The following is a 19,847-nucleotide window of genomic DNA, read 5'->3' on the forward strand; positions in this document are numbered from 1 at the left end:
ATGTCAGATACTAGAGCAGAATTAGAGCAGATGTATAACCAAAGTATCAAAGTTTTAAAGGAAGGCCAGGTTGTAAGCGGCAAGATTGTGGAAATTAAGAGTAAAGAAGTTTTAGTGGACGTGGGTTTTAAATCAGAAGGTATTGTTCCGATCACTGAATTCAGCGCCGTGGATTTAGTTATAGGCCGCGAGATGGAATTTTTGCTGGAGTCTATGGAAAATGACGCCGGCGTCATGACCCTGTCCCGTGAAAAGGCGATGAGGATGCAAGGATGGGACCGGATTGTTAAGTTGTCTAATGAGGGGACTTTAGTTGAAGGTAAACCGGTCAAGAAAGTCAAAGGGGGATTCCTGGTCGATATTATGGGTATCGAAGGGTTCTTGCCCAGCTCGCTTTCCTCTTTCCGGAATATGGCCGATAAGGATATCTTATATAAGATATTCAAGTTTAAGATCGTCAAAGTTAATAATTTACGCCGATCCATTATTGTCAGCCGCCGCGAAGCAGTGCAGGCGGATAGGGACATCGCTAAGGGAAAAATCTGGGGTGAATTGAAAATCGGCAATATTTATCCCGGTTTGGTCAAAGCGATTACCGATTTTGGCGCCTTTATTGATTTGGGCGGAGTTGACGGCCTGCTGCATATTACGGATATGTCCTGGTCAAAGATCAGCCATCCTTCCGAAATTGTGGCTATCGGCGATAAAATCGAAGTCATGATTTTAAACCTTGATCAGGCTTCGGGTAAAGTTTCTTTGGGCCTTAAGCAGAGGCTCTCTGATCCGTGGAAAGATATCGAGAACAAATTCAGCGTCGGGGCAAAGGTAAAAGGTAAGGTAGTTAATATTTTGCCTTACGGAGTTTTTGTGGAACTGGAAAAAGGAATCGAAGGCCTTATTCACGTTTCCGAGATCTCCTGGACCAAGCGCGTGAATAATCCGGGCGAGATGTTTGCCGTCGGAGATATGGTGGAAACCCAGATCTTGAGCATTGAAAAAGATTCCCGCAGGATCTCCCTTAGCTTAAAACAACTGGAGCAGAATCCCTGGCTGGAAGCGGAATCAAAATACCCGGTTGGCACAAGCGTATCCGGAAAGATCCGCGGTTTTACCGAGTATGGCGCGTTTGTGGAGCTGGATTCCAACCTGGAAGGCATGATCCATGTTTCCGATATTTCCTGGACCAAAAGGATTGGCCATCCGCAGGATGTTTTAAAAAAGGGGCAGAAGGTCGATGTTTCCATACTTTCGGTTGATTCTGCCAACCGCAGGATTGCTTTAGGCTTAAAGCAATTACAGGAGAATCCCTGGCCAAAAATCGCCGAGAAATATCCTCTGGATACCCAGTTGGAGGTTGAGGTATTTAGCCTGACTGAATTCGGCGTATTTGCCAAGATCGACAGCGAATTGGAAGGGCTGATTTATTCCAGTGAGATTGAAAAAGAAACAGCCGCCAATTTAAAACCCGGTGATAAAATAAAGGTTAAAGTAATCAAGGTGGATGTGGAGCAGGCAAAAATCGGCCTGACAGCGCGTTTATAATGGATATAAACAAGCAGATAGAAATAATTAAAAGGGGCGCTGTAGAGATAATCTCTGAAGATGAGCTTCGTAAGAAGCTGGAGCAGAGCATAAAACTTAAGCGCCCCTTAAAAATTAAAGCCGGGTTTGATCCTACTGCCCCTGATTTGCACCTAGGCCACACTGTACTCTTAAGAAAACTGCGTCAATTTCAGGATTTGGGGCATGAAGTTTATTTTCTTATCGGTGATTTTACCGGCCAGATCGGCGATCCTAGCGGCCGCTCTGAAATTAGAAAACAACTCACCAAACAGGAGGTATCCAGGAATGCCCAAACCTATAAAAAGCAGGTGGCTAAAATTTTGGATATTGGTAAATTAAAGATCGTTTTTAACAGCAAATGGTTTGAAAAAATGTCGGGGGTAGAGATGTTGCAGCTTACTACCCATGCTTCGGTTTCTCAGATGCTGGCGCGTGATGATTTCAAGAAGCGTTTTACAAACGGAGAAAATATTTCGATTTTGGAGTTTGTTTATCCTTTAATGCAAGGGTATGATTCGGTCATGCTTGAGGCTGATGTGGAGATCGGAGGCACAGACCAGATATTTAACTTGCTGGTCGGCAGGGAATTTCAAAAAGATTTCAGCCAGCCGCAACAGGTGGTCCTGACTATGCCGCTTTTGGAAGGCACCGATGGCGTAGCTAAAATGAGCAAGTCCTACGGAAATTATATCGGCATCAATGAACCGGCAAGCGAGATCTTCGGTAAAATCATGTCAATCTCCGACGAGCTAATGCTTAAATATTACGAATTGTTAACTGATGAAGAGTTGGTTAAAGTTAAACAGACGCATCCAAAAGAGGCAAAGGTAAATTTGGCCAAGATTATTATCACTCAATATCATTCTGCCGGGGCCGCGGAAAAAGAAGCGGAAGAATTTTCCCGCGTTTTTTCCCAGAAAGAAATTCCCCAAGATATGCCTGTTTTTAAAACTGACGGCAAAAAAAATATTCTTACTATCCTTACCGAAAGTAATTTAGCCGCCAGCGGCAACCAAGCGCGCAGGCTGATAAAACAGGGGGCAGTCAGCTTCAATAACGTAAAAATCGAAAAAGATGATTTTACCCCGATTGAAGCCGGCACCCTTAAGGCCGGTTCCCGCAGGTTCCTGAAAATTACTTTGTAGACAGTTTACGTAACCGCATATTCCCCAATCAGATCTATAAGAAATATTTCTCCGCAAAATAAATGTGGTTAGATTTTTCTACCTTCTGCGTCCATTATAACTGGAGGAGAGAGGACCATGCCATCATATGCGCGTAAGCATCAATTGCAACAGTCATTAGTGTATCATGCGTTTAGCCGAAGCAGCGGACGCAAGGTGATTTTTCAAGAATCTAGGGACTTCGATCATTTTAAGACCTTGCTTTGCGAGTATAGCAATAGGTTTGATTCAAAAATATATCATTGGGTCATTATGCCGAATCACTACCATCTTGTGGTTGAATTCGAATGCCCTGAATTGATTTCGAAATTTATGGCAGGATTACATCGAGCGTATAGCCATTATTACCATAAGCAATATAACGCGGCGGGTTTTTTATGGCAAGGCAGATTTAAATTACAGCCGATACAAAAAGATTTATATTTGAAAAATTGCGGCAGATATGTGGAGAGAAATCCGGTGCGCGCGGGAATGGTTGCGGAGGCCTGCGAATATGCGCATAGCAGCGCGCGATTTTATTGTTTAGGACAAGAGGACGGAATAACGCGAGTTAGTCCCGATTTTGAAGACTTCGGAAAAGAGATTGTTGGGCGACAGGCAGCCTATAAAGAATTCTTGAGAGTTTTTGATAGTAAAGAGAATGTTTATTTCTCGAATATAGAGATCCCCCGTGGTGATCAGGATTTCCTACGCAGGCTGGTGAAGACAGGTATGCATTATTTTCCGAGAAGGCAAGGCAGGAAAGCCGCAATATTTGTTCCGTAACCATTTAACTTCAATAGAATTACCTACACTGTCTATAATTCTTAATTCTTTTACCTTTATTTTCCAGGGGTTTAGCGATATAATCATTAATTATGCTTTGGATGATAATCGGCATTTGTGCCGCCACCCTAACCATGTTTTCTTTTATCCCCCAGATAGCCAGGTCTTTAAGGACCAAATCTGTCAAGGATGTAAGCCCGGTTACTTTATTTCAGCTTTCCGCGGGGGTTTTATTATGGATGATTTACGGAATTTACCGCAAAGACCCGATAATCATATCGGCAAACGCAGTAACTTTAGTAAGCTTATCGATATTAATATTTTTATATTTTAAATATGGGAGATTAGCCAAATGAAAGGAATAATTTTAGCCGGAGGCAAAGCCACGCGCCTTTATCCGATCACTAAAGGCGTCTGCAAACAGTTGCTGCCGATTTATGATAAACCGATGATTTATTATCCTTTGTCGGTATTGATGCTGGCTGGCATAAAAGATATCCTGGTGATTTCAACTCCAAAAGACACCCCAAGATTCAAAGATTTGCTTGGCGATGGCCGCAACTTAGGGATCAAGCTTGCTTACGCGGCTCAACCTGAGCCAAAAGGAATCGCCCAGAGTTTTATCATTGCCGAAGATTTTATCGGAGACGATAATGTGTGTCTTATTTTAGGCGATAATATATTTTACGGCCAAAACCTTACGGAATTGCTTCAAAAAACAGCTAAATTAAAAAAAGGGGCGGTAATTTTCGGTTATTATGTCAAGGATCCAGAGCGTTACGGCGTGCTTGAATTTGATAAAAAATGCAAGGTGACTTTAATTGAAGAGAAGCCTAAAAAACCCAAGTCTAACTGGGCGGTGGCGGGTTTATATTTTTATGATAACAAGGTGGTAAAGATTGCCAAGAATATTAAACCTTCCGCAAGGGGAGAACTTGAGATCACCTCAGTAAATAACGAATACATTAAAAGAGGCAAGCTCAAGGCGGAATTTCTCGGCCGCGGCCACGCCTGGCTGGATACCGGCACCTATGAATCGCTGATTGACGCGTCAGTTTTTATCAAGACAATCGAAGACAGGCAGGGATTAAAGATTGGTTGTATTGAAGAAGTGGCTTATCACATGGGGTATATTAATAAAACGCAATTGCTAAAGCTCGCCGGCCAGACGCCAACCAGCTATGGGCAATACTTAAAGGATTTGCTCAAGAATGAATAAAAATATTTTGATTTTGGGAAAAGGATTTATCGGCCAAAGGCTGCAAAGAGAGCTTAACTGTGAAATTGACGGCTCGATGATAAATTGTTTTAGTGATGCGGAAAAACTGATAAAAAAATACAATCCAAAAATAATCATTAATTGCATCGGCTCGACCGGCAGGCGCAACGTGGATGACTGTGATCTGGATAAGGACGCGGCTTTGTTGGCAAATAGTTTTGTTCCGGTAATCTTGGCTGAGATATGCCTGCGTAACAGCATCAAGCTTGTGCATATAAGCAGCGGGTGTATTTTTAATTACGATTATAAGAAAGATAAGCCGATTAAGGAGGAGAGTGAAGATTATTTTTTCAAGCTTTTTTACAGCAGGAGCAAGATTTACTCAGAGAGGGCTATTGAAGAGTTAGCGCGCGATTATGATATCCTGATTGCAAGAATTAGGATTCCGCTTATTAACGAAAAACATCCTAAGAATTTGTTAGATAAACTTTTAAAGTATAATAAGGTCATTAATATCCCTAATTCTGTTACTTATATCCCTGATTTTATCCGGGCAGTTAAACATTTGATAAAGATTGGCGCCCGGGGAGTTTATAATGTGGTAAATAAGGGTGGTTTACGTTATCCCGATCTTATGCGGGCATATCAAAAATATGTCCCATCGTATAAATTTAAGCTTATTCAAGTAAAGAGCCTTGGGTTGGTTAGGACCGATTTAATTTTATCTACAAACAAGCTTGAGAAATCCGGTTTTAAGGTTAGGAATATTAACTCAGTCTTAGAAGAATGCGTAAAAGAATACCTAAAATCTTAGTTACCGGCGCCGCCGGCTTTATCGGCAGCGCATTTGTTAGATTATTATCGAAGGGACTGTCCCCGAAGGGGACTGTCCCTGAGGTTACTATAATTGATAAACTCACTTATGCCGCAGACCTGAAGCGTCTCGAAGATATTGATAAAAGGGGACTGTCCCCGAAGGGGACTGTCCCCTTTTACAAAGCCGATATTTGCAATAAAAAACAGATTGAAAGGATTTTTTTAAAAGAGAAACCGGATATCGTCGTCCATTTCGCCGCTGAAAGCCACGTCGACCGCAGCATTAACGATGCTTCGCCGTTTATCGAAACTAACATTAAGGGCACGCAGGTTCTTATTGATGCCAGCCGCAAATACAATATAAAGCAATTTATTTTAATCTCGACTGACGAAATCTACGGAGAGATTGCCAATGGCAAGTTTAATGAGGATTCTCCGATTAAACCGAACAGCCCTTACGCGGCTTCTAAGGCCGCCGCGGATCTTTTAGTACAATCATATATCCGGACTTATAAGTTTCCCGCGATAATTATCCGTCCCTCAAATAATTACGGGCCATGGCAGTATCCGGAGAAGTTGATTCCACTGGCGATCTTAAGAATAATAGAGGGAGGTAAAGTTCCGCTTTATGGTAAGGGGCAAAATGTGCGTGAATGGCTCTATGTAGATGATTGCGCAAAAGGCATCCTGGCGATTATGGATAAAGGCGCAAGCGGGCAGATTTATAATTTAGGCAGCAGCCAGGAAAGCAGGAATATCGATACGGTAAAACTTTTATTGGAAACTTTGGGAGTCAGCCAGAAAAGATTTAAATTTGTTAAGGATCGCCTTGGCCACGATATAAGATATAGTTTGGATTCCAAAAAGCTTTACCAAAAGCTCGGCTGGGAACCCAGCGTTAAACTTGCGCAAGGCCTTAAGCTTACCGTGGACTGGTCGCTTAAGCATCAAGCTTGGCTTAGAAGTAAGCTAGGAGATATAAATAAATTGTATAATAAATAGGGACAGCGACCATTATTTTTGAAAAATAATGGTCGCTGTCCCTATTAAAAAAGGAGAGATATGCCGGTTGTTATAGTAACGGGTTCCTGCGGTTTAATCGGCTCTGAAACCGTCAGTTTCTTTGCCGAAAAAGGTTTTGATATCGTCGGTATCGATAATAATATGCGCAAAAGTTTTTTTGGCGCGGATGGCTCAATCCTTTGGAATAAACAGCGTCTCCAGAAACAACATAAAAACTACCGTCATTATCACGTGGATATCCGCGATCAAGGAAAAATAAATTCAATATTCAAGAAATTCAATAAAGATATCGCTTTAATTGCGCACGCCGCGGCCCAGCCTTCCCATGATTGGGCGGCTAAAGATCCCATGGTTGATTTTGGGGTTAATGCTCAAGGCACGCTGGTTATGCTTGAGGCCCTGCGCAAATTCTCACCCCATGCGGTTTTTATCTTTACCTCAACGAATAAAGTCTACGGTGATACTCCTAACCGCCTGCCCTTAATTGAAAAAGAAAAGCGTTTTGAAATAGCCGGCGGCCATAAATATTATAAGGGTATCGATGAAACCATGAGCATCGATAATTGTTTACATTCAGTTTTTGGGGCATCTAAAGTTGCCGCGGATGTGATGGCCCAGGAATACGGAAAATATTTTCATTTAAAGACCGGCATATTTAGGGGAGGCTGCCTTACCGGCCCGGCGCATTCCGGAGCCGAACTGCATGGATTTTTGTCTTATTTAGTAAAATGCGCGGTAACAAAACGCACATATAAAATTTACGGTTACAAGGGTAAGCAGGTAAGGGACAATATTCATTCATTTGATTTGGTTAACGCGTTTTACCACTACTTCCAGAATCCCCGCTTGGGTGAGGTTTATAATATTGGAGGAGGCAGGTTTGCCAATGTGTCGGTTTTAGAAGCAATTGAGATTTGCGAAAAATTAACCGGGGAACAGTTTGAGTATGAGTATATTGATACCAACCGTATCGGCGACCACATCTGGTGGATCAGCGATGTCTCTAAATTTAAATCACATTATCCGAACTGGAATTACAAGTTTGGTATCGAAGAAACAATCAAACAAATTCACGATAATTATAGACAGTCTATGTAATTCCATAAAAGATAACCAGTTACAAAACAAATATTGTGGAAAATATGAAGTATAATAATATTTTAATCACCGGCGGCGCGGGGTTTATCGGCAGTAACCTGGCGGTATATTTTAAGCGCGAATATCCGCGGCTTAAAGTTTTTGTTTTGGATAACTTGGTCCGCCGGGGAAGCGAATTTAATTTACCGCGGCTTAAGGAAAACGGCGTTAAGTTTATCCGCGGTGATGCCCGGCGCCCCAAAGACCTGGATCTGGAATTTGATATAGATTTGATATTGGAATGTTCAGCCGAGCCGTCGGTATTGGCGGGTTATCAGAATCCATCTTATATTATTGATACCAACCTGATGGGCACGGTTAACTGCCTTGAGTTGTGCCGCAAGCGTAAAGCGGGGATGATTTTCCTTTCCACAAGCAGGGTTTATCCCTATGAAAAAATAAACGCGATCAAGCGCCTTGAATCAAAGAGCAGGTTTGAGTGGCCGCGTTTTAGCGGTATCGATACGGATTTTTCTTTAACCGGCCCAAAGACTTTGTATGGGGCGACTAAGCTGGCGTCGGAATTTATCCTGCAAGAGTATATTGCCGCCTACGGGATCAAGGCGGTTGTGAACCGCTGCGGAGTGGTTGCCGGGCCATGGCAGTTTGGCAAGGTTGACCAGGGGGTATTTACCTATTGGATGCTGGCGCACTATTTTAAAAAGCCGCTTAAATATATCGGTTTTGGCGGGCAAGGCAAACAGGTGCGCGACCTTTTACATGTTGATGACCTTTGCCGGCTAATTGGCATACAGGCAAACAGCCTTCCTAAGTTAAGCGGCAATACTTATAATGTCGGCGGCGCAAGAGAAATAAGCCTTTCTTTATTGGAAACCACCGCGCTTTGCCGGCAGATTTCCGGTAATAACGTTAAAGTTGGCCACAACTTGCGTAACCGTCCGGGCGATATCGCCGTATACCTTACGGATAACAAAAAAGTTACCCGGGAACTAAAATGGCAGCCGCAAAAACCGGCAATAACGATCCTGAATGATATTTTTAACTGGATCAGGAATAATGAGGCGAAGCTAAGAAAACTCTAAATAAAAAAAATAGATCCGATCACGGTTGTTTTAGTAAATACATAATTAACTTGACAAATCATATTTGTATTATATAATTTTAGCATGAAGTATTACAGGCGAAATATAGAAGGTGTCCTTAAGAAAGCCGCTCTCCAATTCCGCGTTTTAGTTTTGACCGGGATGCGCCAGACGGGAAAGTCTACGCTTCTTGCGCATCTTTTCCAAAAGACGCACCGCTATGTTTCTTTAGATAATCCGCGCGATTTAAAGCTCGCCCAGGAGGATCCGGAGCTATTTTTTGATGAGTATAAAGAGCCGTTAATCATAGACGAAATTCAATATGCCCCGCAGCTTCTGCCGTATATTAAGATAAGGGCGGATGAATCAGGGAGAAGAGGGCGGTTTATACTCACCGGTTCGCAGCAATTTACGATGATCCATAATCTCCGAGAGAGTTTGGCGGGTAGGGCGGCGATTTTTCATCTTTTGCCCATGGCTATTACTGAGGCAAAAAGCGCCACGCAGAACTATTCTTTCCGCGGTATTAATGGTTCATATCCAGAGTTAATGTTAAGGCCAAACCATGATTCGCAGCGCTGGTTTGGATCTTATGTATCCACATATTTAGAGAAAGACGTGCAGCCTTTTTATCGGCTGGAGAAAATAACCCATTTCCGCGACCTGCTCTTTCTTTTAGCTGCCCGCTCATCCCAGGCCTTAAATTATCAGTCTCTTTCTAATGATTTGGGCGTATCGATTCAAGCGGTGAAATTATGGGTAAGCATCCTTGAAGTATCCCAGGTTATATTTCTGCTTAGGCCATATCATCTTAATTTAGGCAGCCGTATTGTAAAATCTCCAAAAGTATATTTTACCGACATCGGATTAGTAAATTATTTAATCGGCAATAAATCAAAAATTGCTCTTACGCGCGGCGCGCAGGCAGGGGCTATTTTCGAGAATTTTGTGATCCAGGAACTATTAAAACATTATTTTAACCTCGGATTAACGCCGCCTCTTTACTATTACCGGACAAACAACGGGCTGGAAATAGATATAATTATTGAAGAAAAGGCGGGTGTGATTAGGCCTTGTGAGATCAAATTAACTAAAACGCCCAATTCCAGCATGATTAATTCGATAGAACGGTTGCGCAATCTGAGCAAAAGCAAAAAATTGTCTATACTAGACGGTTGTGTTATCTCGCTTGTTGATAAATCTTTTCCTCTTACTAAAACTGCTAGGGCATATAATCTAAAAGAGTTCTTGTCGGTTATTTAATAATCTCGTAATAGGAAAACAGATCCGGCCCCAATTTGAGATGAAATCAATTAAGCCAAAGAATATCCTGCGTAAACGTTTTATCGCCGCTGAATCTGGCGCCCTGGTTATCGAAACCATCCAAACAATAGAAGAGGACACTCTGCGAAGCAGGGTGTCCTCTGGTACTAGATTGCGCGTGCTTAAACTCAAAGGTACCTGGCGCGCCAATGATTACAATGAACTTTGCTTTGAAGTTACCTTACGTAAAGGCCCGCCTGAAACCTACACCTTTAAAGGAAGCTGGAAACTAAACAAAAACCAACAAATAGAATACACATCCGAAGATGGCCGCGACACATTAACCTTCCAGGGTTATTGGAACATATCTTCGGCCAATCGCCTTGTTTATATGCTTGAAGGCAGCTCAACCTCGCGCTTTGAATTCAAGGTTCAGCTTGAATCGCCGACGCTTTATCCTAAAAAAGGAGAAATCCGCTATCGTATTGGCGTAGGTATCCGCCAAAGCCGCCTGAGCGCGCCCGGCCAGATAATTATTCTCTACGGTGAATGGAAGTTTGGCCGCGATTTAGAACTGACTTTTCAAATGGATTATGGCCAGGGTAAGGTCAGGGCAATAGAATTTGGGGCAGAGGTAACCTTTGGCCGTGACAAAGTAATTTTGGCGCTTAAGAACGAGTTTGGCAAGCCTTTAGGTCTAACTCTTACCATGACCCATAGATTCTTAGAGCACCTTGACGCCGAAGCCTTTGTAAGGCTAAAATCCCGCCAAAAAGAACAAGCAATCGAAGCCGGCATCACCATCCCTTTCTAATAACGTAGACAGTGTAGCTAAGATCTTGTAATGTAAAGAGATATAAAACAAATATTTTATATTCAAAGAATTTTTATTAGATTTTACGTCTTTCTACGTCCATTGATAGTAGAAAGGAGAGCTTAAATGAGCAATAAACTTTGAGGTTTCATTCTGCAACCTCATGTTTTTACTGGGTAAATAGGGACAGCGACCATTTTTTTCTTCTATGTGAACAAGAAAAATGGTCGCTGTCCCTATTTAACATCATATCTCTTGACTTTTTTACCTTGTTTGTTAAAATATCCGTTCAATGACTGAACAGCCCCAAAAAGAAGAAACTCTCTTTATTTTCAAAGAGTTAGAGGCCAACCCAAATACTACTCAACGGGATCTTTCCAGCCGCCCGAACATCTCCTTAGGTAGAACTAACTATCTTCTCCGTGAACTCATTTTAAAGGGTTTCATCAAAGCCAAAAGCTTCACCGGTAACCCCGGGAAGCTAAGAAAAATGCATTATCTTCTAACCGAGAAAGGCTTGGAAGAAAAATTCAGGCTTATTAAACATTTCCTGCAAATAAAAGAAGTAGAATACAATAAACTGAAACAGGAAAGTGATCTACTGATGAAAACTTATGGAGATTAACTATATTAGAAATCCATGAAAAATAATAAAAATGTATATATAATTGCTGGCCCCAATGGTTCAGGAAAGACTACATTTGCGAATAAATTTTTGCCTGATTATGCCGTATGCCAGAATTTTGTGAACGCCGATCTCATAGCTCAAGGGCTTTCGCCATTTTCTCCCCGCGTATTTGCTATAAAAGCTGGAAGAATTGTTTTGGAGCAGATCAATGGGTTTGCGGAAAGCGGGGTTGATTTCGGATTTGAGACTACGTTGTCAGGTAAATCATATGTCAATATCCTAATTCACAGCTTGCTATCGCGCGCATTAAGGAGAGAGTCTTAATGGGCGGCCACGATGTCCCCTCTAAGGATGTGCGTAGGCGTTTTACCAGGTCTATGGTTAATTTGTTTAGATTGTATCAGCCGTTATTGGATTCTTGGATGATTTTTAATAACTCCGGCATTACTCCCGTTTTAATCGCGAAAAATGTGGATGGGAATTTAATTATTTCTGATGAGCAATCATTTAACAAGATTATAAAAATGGAGAATAAAAAATGAAAAGGGAGATTACTATACAGGATAAGGCGGAGTTAGCTATGAAAAGCGCGATTCGCCAGGTTGTCCAGGAGCATAAAAAATCCGGGCGTCCTTTGGCCGTATGGAAAAACGGTAAAATGGTAAGGATATCGGCAAATAAACTTTAATTATAGAATGAGATTACGTACACTGTCTATAATTATTATTCTTCTCTTGGCCACCACTCGCGGATTTTGCTATCCGGCCGACGTAGTCAGCCTCAACAACCGGGAGTATTTTCCGGCGGCGCAAAAAGCGATCGCGCAGGCAAAGAAATCTATATTTATAGTGATGTATTTAATCAGTTTCGACAAAGAAAACAAAAGCTCAAAAGTTTTTCAATTAGTGGACGAACTGGTTAAAGCTAAGCTTAGGGGGGTGGAGGTTAAGGCTATTTTGGATTACCAGAGTAGCTCTACTTTTCCCGCGGGCCAGGAAAATTATGCGGCATTTAAGTTTCTTAAGGATAAGGGAATTGATGCTTATTTTGACGGCGCGGTAGTTTACACCCACACTAAAGCCATGGTTATCGATAAGAGGATAGTTATTTCCGGAAGCCACAACTGGTCTGACGCCGCGCTTGAGAGGAACAACGAGACTTCATTTTTAATCGATTCACCTGAATTAGCCAGCCGGCTTTTGGATGAATTTTCGCGGATCAAGCTCTCGAGGCCTGAATTAAAAGAAGGCGCGGTGGCTAGAATTCCATATTGGGCAATGGAAAAAAACGGAATTATCCTGGATATGCTCCACCGGCACGATGAAAAGTGTCTTGATACCTGGCTTTTGCTCCTAAGGGATTTTGATGGCAATGCCGCTGGCCTGGTAAATACAAATTATGAAGTGCTGGCTTGAAGGTTTAGGGATGTTAAAGGATATAGATCATCCGTTTTACCGCAGGGATATAAACGCGCTACTTCGGCACTTAAATAAATTATACAAATTAGTTGAGATAGATACCCGGCTTAATCAGCCGATTAAAGTGAAGCTTTTAAGAAAAGTAGAAGGAGAAAATTTTAGCCTTCCTAGGGCCTATTGGGATTATGGCTGGGCAAATAGATTGGATCTGAATGCCAAGGCCTGCCTTTTGATTAATTTAGCCGAGCTGGGGCGTAATCCGCGGTCGCCGGAGTGGTCGCTCTCTCGCCCTCAGCTTATCGAAAAATATGGGGTAGGTATGAATTCGCTTTATCGGGGAATGAAGGCCTTAAGGGATTTTAATATCATTGATGTTAAGTGTAGCGAGATTGATGTGGGGTATGAGAGCAGGATGGCCTCCACAACCACTTTCCTGGGATTATATGATCCGCGCGAATTTGAGCAAAGCCTAAAACACCTTGAGGATACTCACGGTAGAGAATTAATAACCAAAAGCAGAAATTATGCTTTTGTGGTTTTTAAGGGATATGATTTAACCGTGATTGAGATGATCGCCGGTTTTATTAACACTTATGGGCCAGCTAAAGTGGATGAGGCTTTTAAGGTAGTTGCGAAGAAAAACCCGGATAATCCCAAAAGATCATTCGGCTACGTAACCGGAATTTTAGGCAAGATGAAAGGTAAAGTATCGCATTCTTATGTTAAGTAAAATTAAAAAACTCGACCATTTCACCAGGAACATAATCTTCGTTTTTCTGGGGACGTCCCTGGCTAATTTCCTTAATCTTATCTACCAGCTTTTAATCGCGCACAAGCTTTCTCCGCAAGATTTTGCTTCCTTCAATGCTTTGCTTGCCGTATTTATGCTTATTTCTAATCCTTTAGGAACACTCCAGGTAGCGGTAGCTAAATATGCTTCGCAATACCGCGCCCGCAAGGAAGCCCATAAAATCAACGCGTTAATCTATGGCTTATTCACCAAGGGTATAATTATTGCATTCTTTATTTTTATTTTATTTATTTTTATCTCGCCGTTTATTATCAACAGCTTAAAAATATATTCTTTGCCTTCAGGTTATATCTTAGCCATGTTAATTGCTTTATCTTTGCTGGCTCCGGTTTTAGTCGGAGGATTGCAGGGTTTGGAATTATTTGGCTGGTTAGTTACCTCTTCATTATTCGGCGGGATTATAAAGCTGCTTTTTACAGTGTTATTTATTTCGCTGGGTTATCAGATCGCCGGAGCGTTGGGGGCGTTTTTGATCTCTGTTATTTTCGGAGTGATTATCGGAATTATCCCTTTGCGTAAATTCTTAACTGCTCAGGTGACAGCGGAGAAGCCGGATTACAAAGATGTATTTTTATATTTATTCCCTATTGCTATAAGCAATATGTGTTTTATCTGGTTGATCAGTTTTGATATGGTTCTGGTAAAATACTTTTTTTCGCCGCAGGCCTCAGGAGTATATTCCTTGGCACAGATGGTGGGTAAAATATTCCTATTCTTACCAGGGGCAATTAGCCTGGTAATGTTCCCGCGCACAAGCGGCCTAAACGCTATTAACTCTGATACCCGGAGTGTTTTAAAGAAGTCGCTGCTTTATGCGCTTTGTCTTTGTTTGAGCGCTGCGATATTTTATAATATCTTTCCCGGGTTTACTTTAAAGCTTCTTACCGGTAAAGCGCTGCCGGAGTCAATATTATTAGGAAGGCTATTTAGTATTTCGATGACTTTTTTCGCATTGTGTTTTGTGCTGATTAATTATTTTCTTTCCCTTAAAAGTTTTAGTTTTATAAAATATTTGGTTATTTCAACGGTACTGCAATTCGCGGGTATTCTAATATTTCATAATAGCCTGTTTGAGGTACAGCTGGTTCTCTGCGTAAATTCATTTCTGCTTTTTACATTATTATTCTCAAAGTTAAGGATTAAACCTAGCGTATGAAAGATATTAAAGAAAAAGTATCCGTAATCATGCCTGCTTATAAAGAAGTAGGACATATTGCCAACAGCATAGATATTACGGCTAAGACTTTTCAGGATTTTGGCTGCCCCTGGGAATTGATTGTGGTCGATGATGGTTCAGAAGATGGGACCTATGAAGCGGCGCTTGAAGCCGCAAAGAAATACCCCGGTTGCGTCATTGTAAAGAAGAACGCTTTTAATATAGGCAAGGGCCGGGCATTAAAAAGAGCAATCCATTTTGTAACCGGTGATTATACCGTGTTATTGGATGCGGATATGGATTTACATCCTTTACAGATAGTAACCCTCTTTGATATTATGCGCCTGAATAATGCTGATGTAGTAATCGGCTCAAAGATGCATCCTAATTCAGTCGTTAATTATTCGCTGCAGCGTAGAATGATCAGTTTAGGTTACTATATCTTTGTGAAAATACTTTTTGGTTTGCCTTGTCATGATACCCAGACAGGTTTAAAATTGTTTAAGACTAAGGTTTTAAAGGATGTATTTCCGCGTATTCTGGTTAAGAAATTTGCTTTTGACCTTGAGTTATTGGTAAATGTTTTTCATTTGGGCTATAAAATAACCGAGGCGTCGATTGTGCTTACTCCTCAGAGAAGATTTGGAAGGGTCAGTTTTTCTTCAATATATACTACTTGGTGGGATACTTGCGCTGTTTGGTACAGAATGTATGTTTTAAAATATTATGATCGTATCGATTATCATCGCCGTAAAAACCTGGCAAAAGAATTTAGAAGAATGCGTCGCTAAGTGTTTGGAATTGGATTATCCGGATTTTGAGATAATTATCCTTCCGGATAAAGCTTTCGCTAGGGGACTGTCCCCGAAGGGGGCTGTCCCCATAAAAGTAATTCCAACCGGTAATCTTAAGCCCGCTGACAAACGCGATATCGGTTCCAAACACGCCAAAGGTGAGATCATCGCCTTTATCGATGATGATGCTTATCCGGTTAAAGATTGGCTTAAATCTGCTATAGTAAATTTCTCAGATCCAGAAGTGGCCGCAGTCGGAGGCCCGGCAATAACCCCGCCGGATGATACCTTAAGCCAACAGGCAAGCGGCAAGATTTATTCATCACTTATGGTCAGTGGGAATTTTGTTTACCGCTATGTTCCTAAAGTAAAGAGGACAGTTGATGATTTGCCAAGCTGCAATTTTATTGTGCGTAAGGATGTAATTGAAGAACTGGGAGGTTTTAATACAAGCTTTTGGCCCGGAGAAGACACAAAGCTATGCCTTGATATTGCGCATAAGTTAGGCAAGAAGATTATCTATGATCCGGCTGTTCTGGTTTTTCATCATCGCCGCACAGTGTTTATGGCTCACTTGAAGCAAATCGCTAATTATGCTCTGCATCGGGGATATTTTGTTAAGAAATTTCCGGAGACATCCTTAAAACTATCATATTTTATCCCCAGTATATTTGTCGCAGGTTTAATCTTTGGTCCGGTTGTTGGATTATTGTCCTATCCGGCTAAGTTATTGTATCTTGTTTGTGCAGTTTTATATTTAACAATAGTTTTTATATCAAGCTTATCAGGGACTAGGGACTATCCCCGAAGGGGACTGTCCCTAAGTTTTATGGTTTTCTCAGGTATTGTTCTCACGCATATTACTTATGGTATTTTTTTTATCAAAGGTTTGTTGGCTAGAGGGTTAAAAGAATGATGAAAGTCATAATTTCTTATCCGCCATTAAGCAATGAAAAAGGTTGTCCTACTTTAGGCCAGAACCGGCAGTTCCAGTATTTTAAAGAGCCAACTCTGATTTATCCGGTTGTTCCGGCTACCGCGGCGACTATGCTTAAACAGGCAGGATATGATGTTATTTGGAACGATTGCCTGGCTAAGGGCTGGAGTTCTGCGCAGTTTCTTGATTTTATTCGTACAGAGCAGCCGGATGTTATTGTTTTTGAAACCAAAACCCCGGTTGTAAAAGAGCATTGGAAAATCATTAATGACCTAAAGGAAAGCGCCAGGGGACTGTCCCCGCAGGGGACTGTCCCCGTGATCGTATTATTCGGCGACCACGTTACCGCCTTACCCGAAGAATCTTTTCAGAATTCTCAGGTTGATTTTGTCATTACCGGTGGAGATTATGATTTTTTGCTTTTAAACTTATGTAATGTTCTTAAGCAAAGGGGACTGTCCCCGCAGGGGACTGTCCCCGACAGCGTTGAATTCGAGCCCGGTATATATTATCGAGAGAACGGCCAAATAAAGAATACCGGTAAATTTACTTTAAACCACAATTTAGATAAAGTTCCTTTCATTGATCGTGTTCTGACATGTTGGCAGGATTATGCTTATAAGAATGGTAACTATAAGCGTATTCCCGGAACTTATATTATGAGCAGCCGTGATTGTTGGTGGGGAAAATGCACATTTTGCTCTTGGCCTACGCTTTATCCAAGCTTCCGCAGCCGGAGTGTTGAAAATGTCCTTAATGAAATTGGGGAGCTTATTGAAAGGTATAATGTTCGGGAAATTATGGATGATAGCGGGTGTTTTCCGGCGGGAGAGTGGTTGCGTAATTTTTGTCAGGGCATGATTAGCCGCGGCTATAATAAAAAAATTTACTTTGGCTGTAATATGCGTTTTGGCGCACTAAGTGATGAAGATTATAGTCTTATGAAGCAGGCTAATTTTCGTCTGCTTTTATTCGGCCTTGAGTCAGCGAATCAAACAACATTAGACAGGATAAATAAGAACCTTAAGGTTGAGCGTATTGTGGAGGGATGTGAGGCAGCGACTAAGGCCGGGCTTTACCCGCATATTACGGTTATGTTTGGTTATCCTTGGGAAAGTTATGAAGATGCGCTTAAAACATTACGGTTAGGCAGTTGGCTGCTTAAGAAGGGATACGCCTATACGATGCAGGCAACTATGGTAATTCCTTATCCGGGAACTCCATTATTTGAAGAATGCAAGAAAGAAGGATGGCTTAAGACTTTGGATTGGAATGATTATGATATGAAACAGCCGGTTATGCGCACTCCATTTGATGATGTTAAGGTGATGCAGCTTGTTCAGGGGATGTATAAGGTTTCCTATCAGCCCGAATTTATCTTAAGAAAATTATTTTCCTTAAAAGATATTGATGATCTAAAGTATTGGTTACGCGCCGCCAGAAAGGTTTTCGGGCATATTGTTGATTTTAAGAAGGTTTAGTTATTATGATTGATGTTTCGGTAGTAATTACGACCAGGAACGAAGAGAAAAACATAGGGAACTGTCTGGATTCGATAAATAGGCAGGATTATCCTCGGGATAAAATAGAAGTTATTGTAGTCGATAATAATTCTACGGATAATACACAGGAGATAGCTAAGAGATACAATTGCCAATTGTATCTGTATGGGCCTGAGCGTTCTGCCCAGCGTAATTTTGCAGCGCATAAGGCAATTGGGGGGTTTATTTTGTTTTTAGATGCGGACATGGCGATTTCAGAAGGCTTGATATCAGAGTGTGTGCAAAAGTGTAGACTTGATCATCTAGGGTCGCTTTATATTCCTGAAAGGATTACCGGGAATGGTTTTTGGATTAATGTCCGGGATTTCGAAAGAAGTTTTTATAACGGTACGGTTATTGATTGCGTTAGATTTGTTCGTAGGGAAAATTTTCTTGAGATCGGTGGATTTGACGAGAATCTTACTGGGCCTGAAGACTGGGATTTCGATAGGCGGATAAGGGAGAAATATACCGTAGGAATTATTAAATCTTGTATCTATCATCATGAAGGCGTATTTAACTTAAAGAGGTATCTGTTAAAGAAAACGTATTATGGTTTTTCTTTCCAAAAATATAAAAATAAATGGGGTAGTTCTGATCCGATTATAAAGAAGCAATTTGGTTTTTTATATAGATTTTTCGGAGTTTTCTTAAGAGAGGATGGATGGATGAAACTCCTGATGCATCCTATTCTGACTCTAGGTATGTATTTATTAAGGTTTTCGGTGGGTTCAATATATTTAACGAAAACGGCCAAGATTTATTTTAAGGAGAAGAACGGTTGAAGTGGAGGTTACCTGTAGAATTGCTGAGTTTCTAGTTGGATTAGGATCTGCGTAAATAAATCTGAGATGTGCAAATTACGGGATGAATTGCTAAATCGTGAGATCTTTGAGACATTATTTGAAGCAAAAGTGCTCGTAGAAGGCTGGAAGGTAGCCTTATTTATGTTCACTAAATTGTTTACAATCTTAGGATTATAGCAAGGTAATATGTTTATAAAAGGAGGAGTATTATGGGCAAAATCACCAGAGTATTAATAGTTTTAATTTGTTGTTTGTTAACAATCTCTCTTATAGGTTGTGTTAAGCATTCTAAAAAAAATCACACACCTGCGTTTATGGGTAGGCAGGTAGCATCTCCTCAAATAGCATATGTTGGAGATTCTTTGACTTTAGGTTATGGTGGGAATCACCCATACGATTATTACATTAAGCTCCCCGGTTGGAATGGGCAAACGATAACTTCATTAACTATTGCTGTAGCTGGTTTCCAAATATCAGATATGTATCATAGCTCAGACGATAAGCTTAATTCTATATATAACTATGATTCGGGATTAAATATCGTTGTTATATGGGGGGGGACTAATGATCTTTGGTATGGTGTTACTCCAGCACAAGCTTATTCTTACTTGAGAGAGTTTTGTCAACGCCAAAGAAGATTAGGATGGAAGGTTTTAGTAATGACAATGGTTTCACGAATTAATATTGATTCTCAGAAAAACCAATACAATGTTTTAATCCGCAATAACTGGACTAAATTCGCTGACGGAATAATTGACATTGCCAGAGATATCAATATTGGCGCTGATGGAGCTTATTCCAATAAGGTTTATTTTAATGCTGATGGAATTCATCTTACTGATGCAGGATACGCAATTATAGGTTCTATAGCTCAAACTACAATTACCGATTTTGTAATGAAACAATAAAGGCCTCAGATGATACTTAAA

21 protein-coding genes and 1 pseudogene are annotated in these 19,847 nt (G+C 41.0%); all 22 read left to right on the plus strand.

Going from position 1 to position 19,847, the window contains the following annotated elements; genetic code table 11:
* The 22 genes and pseudogenes from PHG87_00365 to PHG87_00470 all read left to right on the plus strand — a co-directional run bounded on the left by PHG87_00365 (nt 1) and on the right by PHG87_00470 (nt 19,826).
* Nucleotides 1-1,542 (plus strand): 30S ribosomal protein S1, encoded by a 1,542-nt coding sequence (locus tag PHG87_00365; protein MDD5476654.1) that lies wholly within the window; start codon nt 1-3, stop codon nt 1,540-1,542.
* Nucleotides 1,542-2,708 (plus strand): tyrosine--tRNA ligase, encoded by a 1,167-nt coding sequence (gene tyrS / locus PHG87_00370; protein MDD5476655.1) that lies wholly within the window; start codon nt 1,542-1,544, stop codon nt 2,706-2,708. The genes PHG87_00365 and tyrS overlap by 1 nt, the downstream gene beginning before the upstream one ends.
* 117 nt (nt 2,709-2,825) lie before the next feature.
* Complete coding sequence (locus tag PHG87_00375; GenBank protein ID MDD5476656.1) at nt 2,826-3,512, plus strand: transposase; 687 nt, start codon at nt 2,826-2,828, stop codon at nt 3,510-3,512.
* A gap of 92 nt (nt 3,513-3,604) precedes the next feature.
* Nucleotides 3,605-3,868, plus strand: coding sequence for a SemiSWEET transporter (locus tag PHG87_00380; GenBank protein MDD5476657.1), 264 nt, complete (start codon nt 3,605-3,607; stop codon nt 3,866-3,868).
* The gene (gene rfbA / locus PHG87_00385) at nt 3,865-4,731 is read left to right on the plus strand and encodes a glucose-1-phosphate thymidylyltransferase RfbA (GenBank protein ID MDD5476658.1); all 867 of its coding nucleotides are present in this window, start codon (nt 3,865-3,867) and stop codon (nt 4,729-4,731) included. The genes PHG87_00380 and rfbA overlap by 4 nt, the downstream gene beginning before the upstream one ends.
* Nucleotides 4,724-5,545 carry a sugar nucleotide-binding protein gene (locus PHG87_00390; protein ID MDD5476659.1) on the plus strand — a complete coding sequence of 274 codons (822 nt, stop codon included), beginning with the start codon at nt 4,724-4,726 and terminating at the stop codon, nt 5,543-5,545. The genes rfbA and PHG87_00390 overlap by 8 nt, the downstream gene beginning before the upstream one ends.
* Nucleotides 5,518-6,549 (plus strand): dTDP-glucose 4,6-dehydratase, encoded by a 1,032-nt coding sequence (rfbB, locus tag PHG87_00395; GenBank protein MDD5476660.1) that lies wholly within the window; start codon nt 5,518-5,520, stop codon nt 6,547-6,549. Before PHG87_00390 ends, rfbB begins: the two co-directional genes overlap by 28 nt.
* Before the next feature lie 60 nt (nt 6,550-6,609).
* The gene (locus tag PHG87_00400) at nt 6,610-7,668 is read left to right on the plus strand and encodes an NAD-dependent epimerase/dehydratase family protein (GenBank protein MDD5476661.1); all 1,059 of its coding nucleotides are present in this window, start codon (nt 6,610-6,612) and stop codon (nt 7,666-7,668) included.
* A 44-nt stretch (nt 7,669-7,712) separates the two neighbouring features.
* The gene (locus tag PHG87_00405) at nt 7,713-8,750 is read left to right on the plus strand and encodes an NAD-dependent epimerase/dehydratase family protein (GenBank protein MDD5476662.1); all 1,038 of its coding nucleotides are present in this window, start codon (nt 7,713-7,715) and stop codon (nt 8,748-8,750) included.
* An 84-nt stretch (nt 8,751-8,834) separates the two neighbouring features.
* The gene (locus tag PHG87_00410; protein ID MDD5476663.1) at nt 8,835-10,013 is read left to right on the plus strand and encodes an ATP-binding protein; all 1,179 of its coding nucleotides are present in this window, start codon (nt 8,835-8,837) and stop codon (nt 10,011-10,013) included.
* 40 nt (nt 10,014-10,053) lie between these two features.
* Nucleotides 10,054-10,827 carry a hypothetical protein gene (locus tag PHG87_00415; protein MDD5476664.1) on the plus strand — a complete coding sequence of 258 codons (774 nt, stop codon included), beginning with the start codon at nt 10,054-10,056 and terminating at the stop codon, nt 10,825-10,827.
* 292 nt (nt 10,828-11,119) lie between these two features.
* A complete protein-coding gene (locus PHG87_00420) occupies nt 11,120-11,452 on the plus strand; it encodes a MarR family EPS-associated transcriptional regulator (protein MDD5476665.1) in 333 nt (110 codons plus the stop codon).
* A gap of 15 nt (nt 11,453-11,467) precedes the next feature.
* Nucleotides 11,468-11,997: pseudogene (locus PHG87_00425) on the plus strand (Zeta toxin family protein).
* A complete protein-coding gene (locus PHG87_00430) occupies nt 11,994-12,143 on the plus strand; it encodes a hypothetical protein (protein ID MDD5476666.1) in 150 nt (49 codons plus the stop codon). Before PHG87_00425 ends, PHG87_00430 begins: the two are co-directional and overlap by 4 nt.
* A 7-nt stretch (nt 12,144-12,150) precedes the next feature.
* A complete protein-coding gene (locus tag PHG87_00435) occupies nt 12,151-12,870 on the plus strand; it encodes a phospholipase D-like domain-containing protein (protein MDD5476667.1) in 720 nt (239 codons plus the stop codon).
* Nucleotides 12,854-13,603 carry a hypothetical protein gene (locus PHG87_00440; protein ID MDD5476668.1) on the plus strand — a complete coding sequence of 250 codons (750 nt, stop codon included), beginning with the start codon at nt 12,854-12,856 and terminating at the stop codon, nt 13,601-13,603. The genes PHG87_00435 and PHG87_00440 overlap by 17 nt, the downstream gene beginning before the upstream one ends.
* Nucleotides 13,593-14,840, plus strand: coding sequence for an oligosaccharide flippase family protein (locus tag PHG87_00445; protein MDD5476669.1), 1,248 nt, complete (start codon nt 13,593-13,595; stop codon nt 14,838-14,840). Before PHG87_00440 ends, PHG87_00445 begins: the two co-directional genes overlap by 11 nt.
* Entirely contained in the window at nt 14,837-15,631 is a 795-nt protein-coding gene (locus PHG87_00450) for a glycosyltransferase family 2 protein (protein MDD5476670.1), read from the plus strand. The genes PHG87_00445 and PHG87_00450 overlap by 4 nt, the downstream gene beginning before the upstream one ends.
* Nucleotides 15,567-16,550 carry a glycosyltransferase gene (locus PHG87_00455; protein ID MDD5476671.1) on the plus strand — a complete coding sequence of 328 codons (984 nt, stop codon included), beginning with the start codon at nt 15,567-15,569 and terminating at the stop codon, nt 16,548-16,550. The genes PHG87_00450 and PHG87_00455 overlap by 65 nt, the downstream gene beginning before the upstream one ends.
* A complete protein-coding gene (locus PHG87_00460) occupies nt 16,547-18,052 on the plus strand; it encodes a radical SAM protein (protein MDD5476672.1) in 1,506 nt (501 codons plus the stop codon). Before PHG87_00455 ends, PHG87_00460 begins: the two co-directional genes overlap by 4 nt.
* Nucleotides 18,053-18,057: 5 nt before the next feature.
* The gene (locus tag PHG87_00465) at nt 18,058-18,897 is read left to right on the plus strand and encodes a glycosyltransferase (GenBank protein ID MDD5476673.1); all 840 of its coding nucleotides are present in this window, start codon (nt 18,058-18,060) and stop codon (nt 18,895-18,897) included.
* A gap of 230 nt (nt 18,898-19,127) precedes the next feature.
* Complete coding sequence (locus PHG87_00470; GenBank protein ID MDD5476674.1) at nt 19,128-19,826, plus strand: SGNH/GDSL hydrolase family protein; 699 nt, start codon at nt 19,128-19,130, stop codon at nt 19,824-19,826.
* The last annotated feature ends 21 nt before the right edge of the window (nt 19,827-19,847 follow it).

This window comes from Candidatus Omnitrophota bacterium (genome assembly GCA_028716245.1).
Taxonomy (GTDB): domain Bacteria; phylum Omnitrophota; class Gorgyraeia; order Gygaellales; family Profunditerraquicolaceae; genus UBA6249.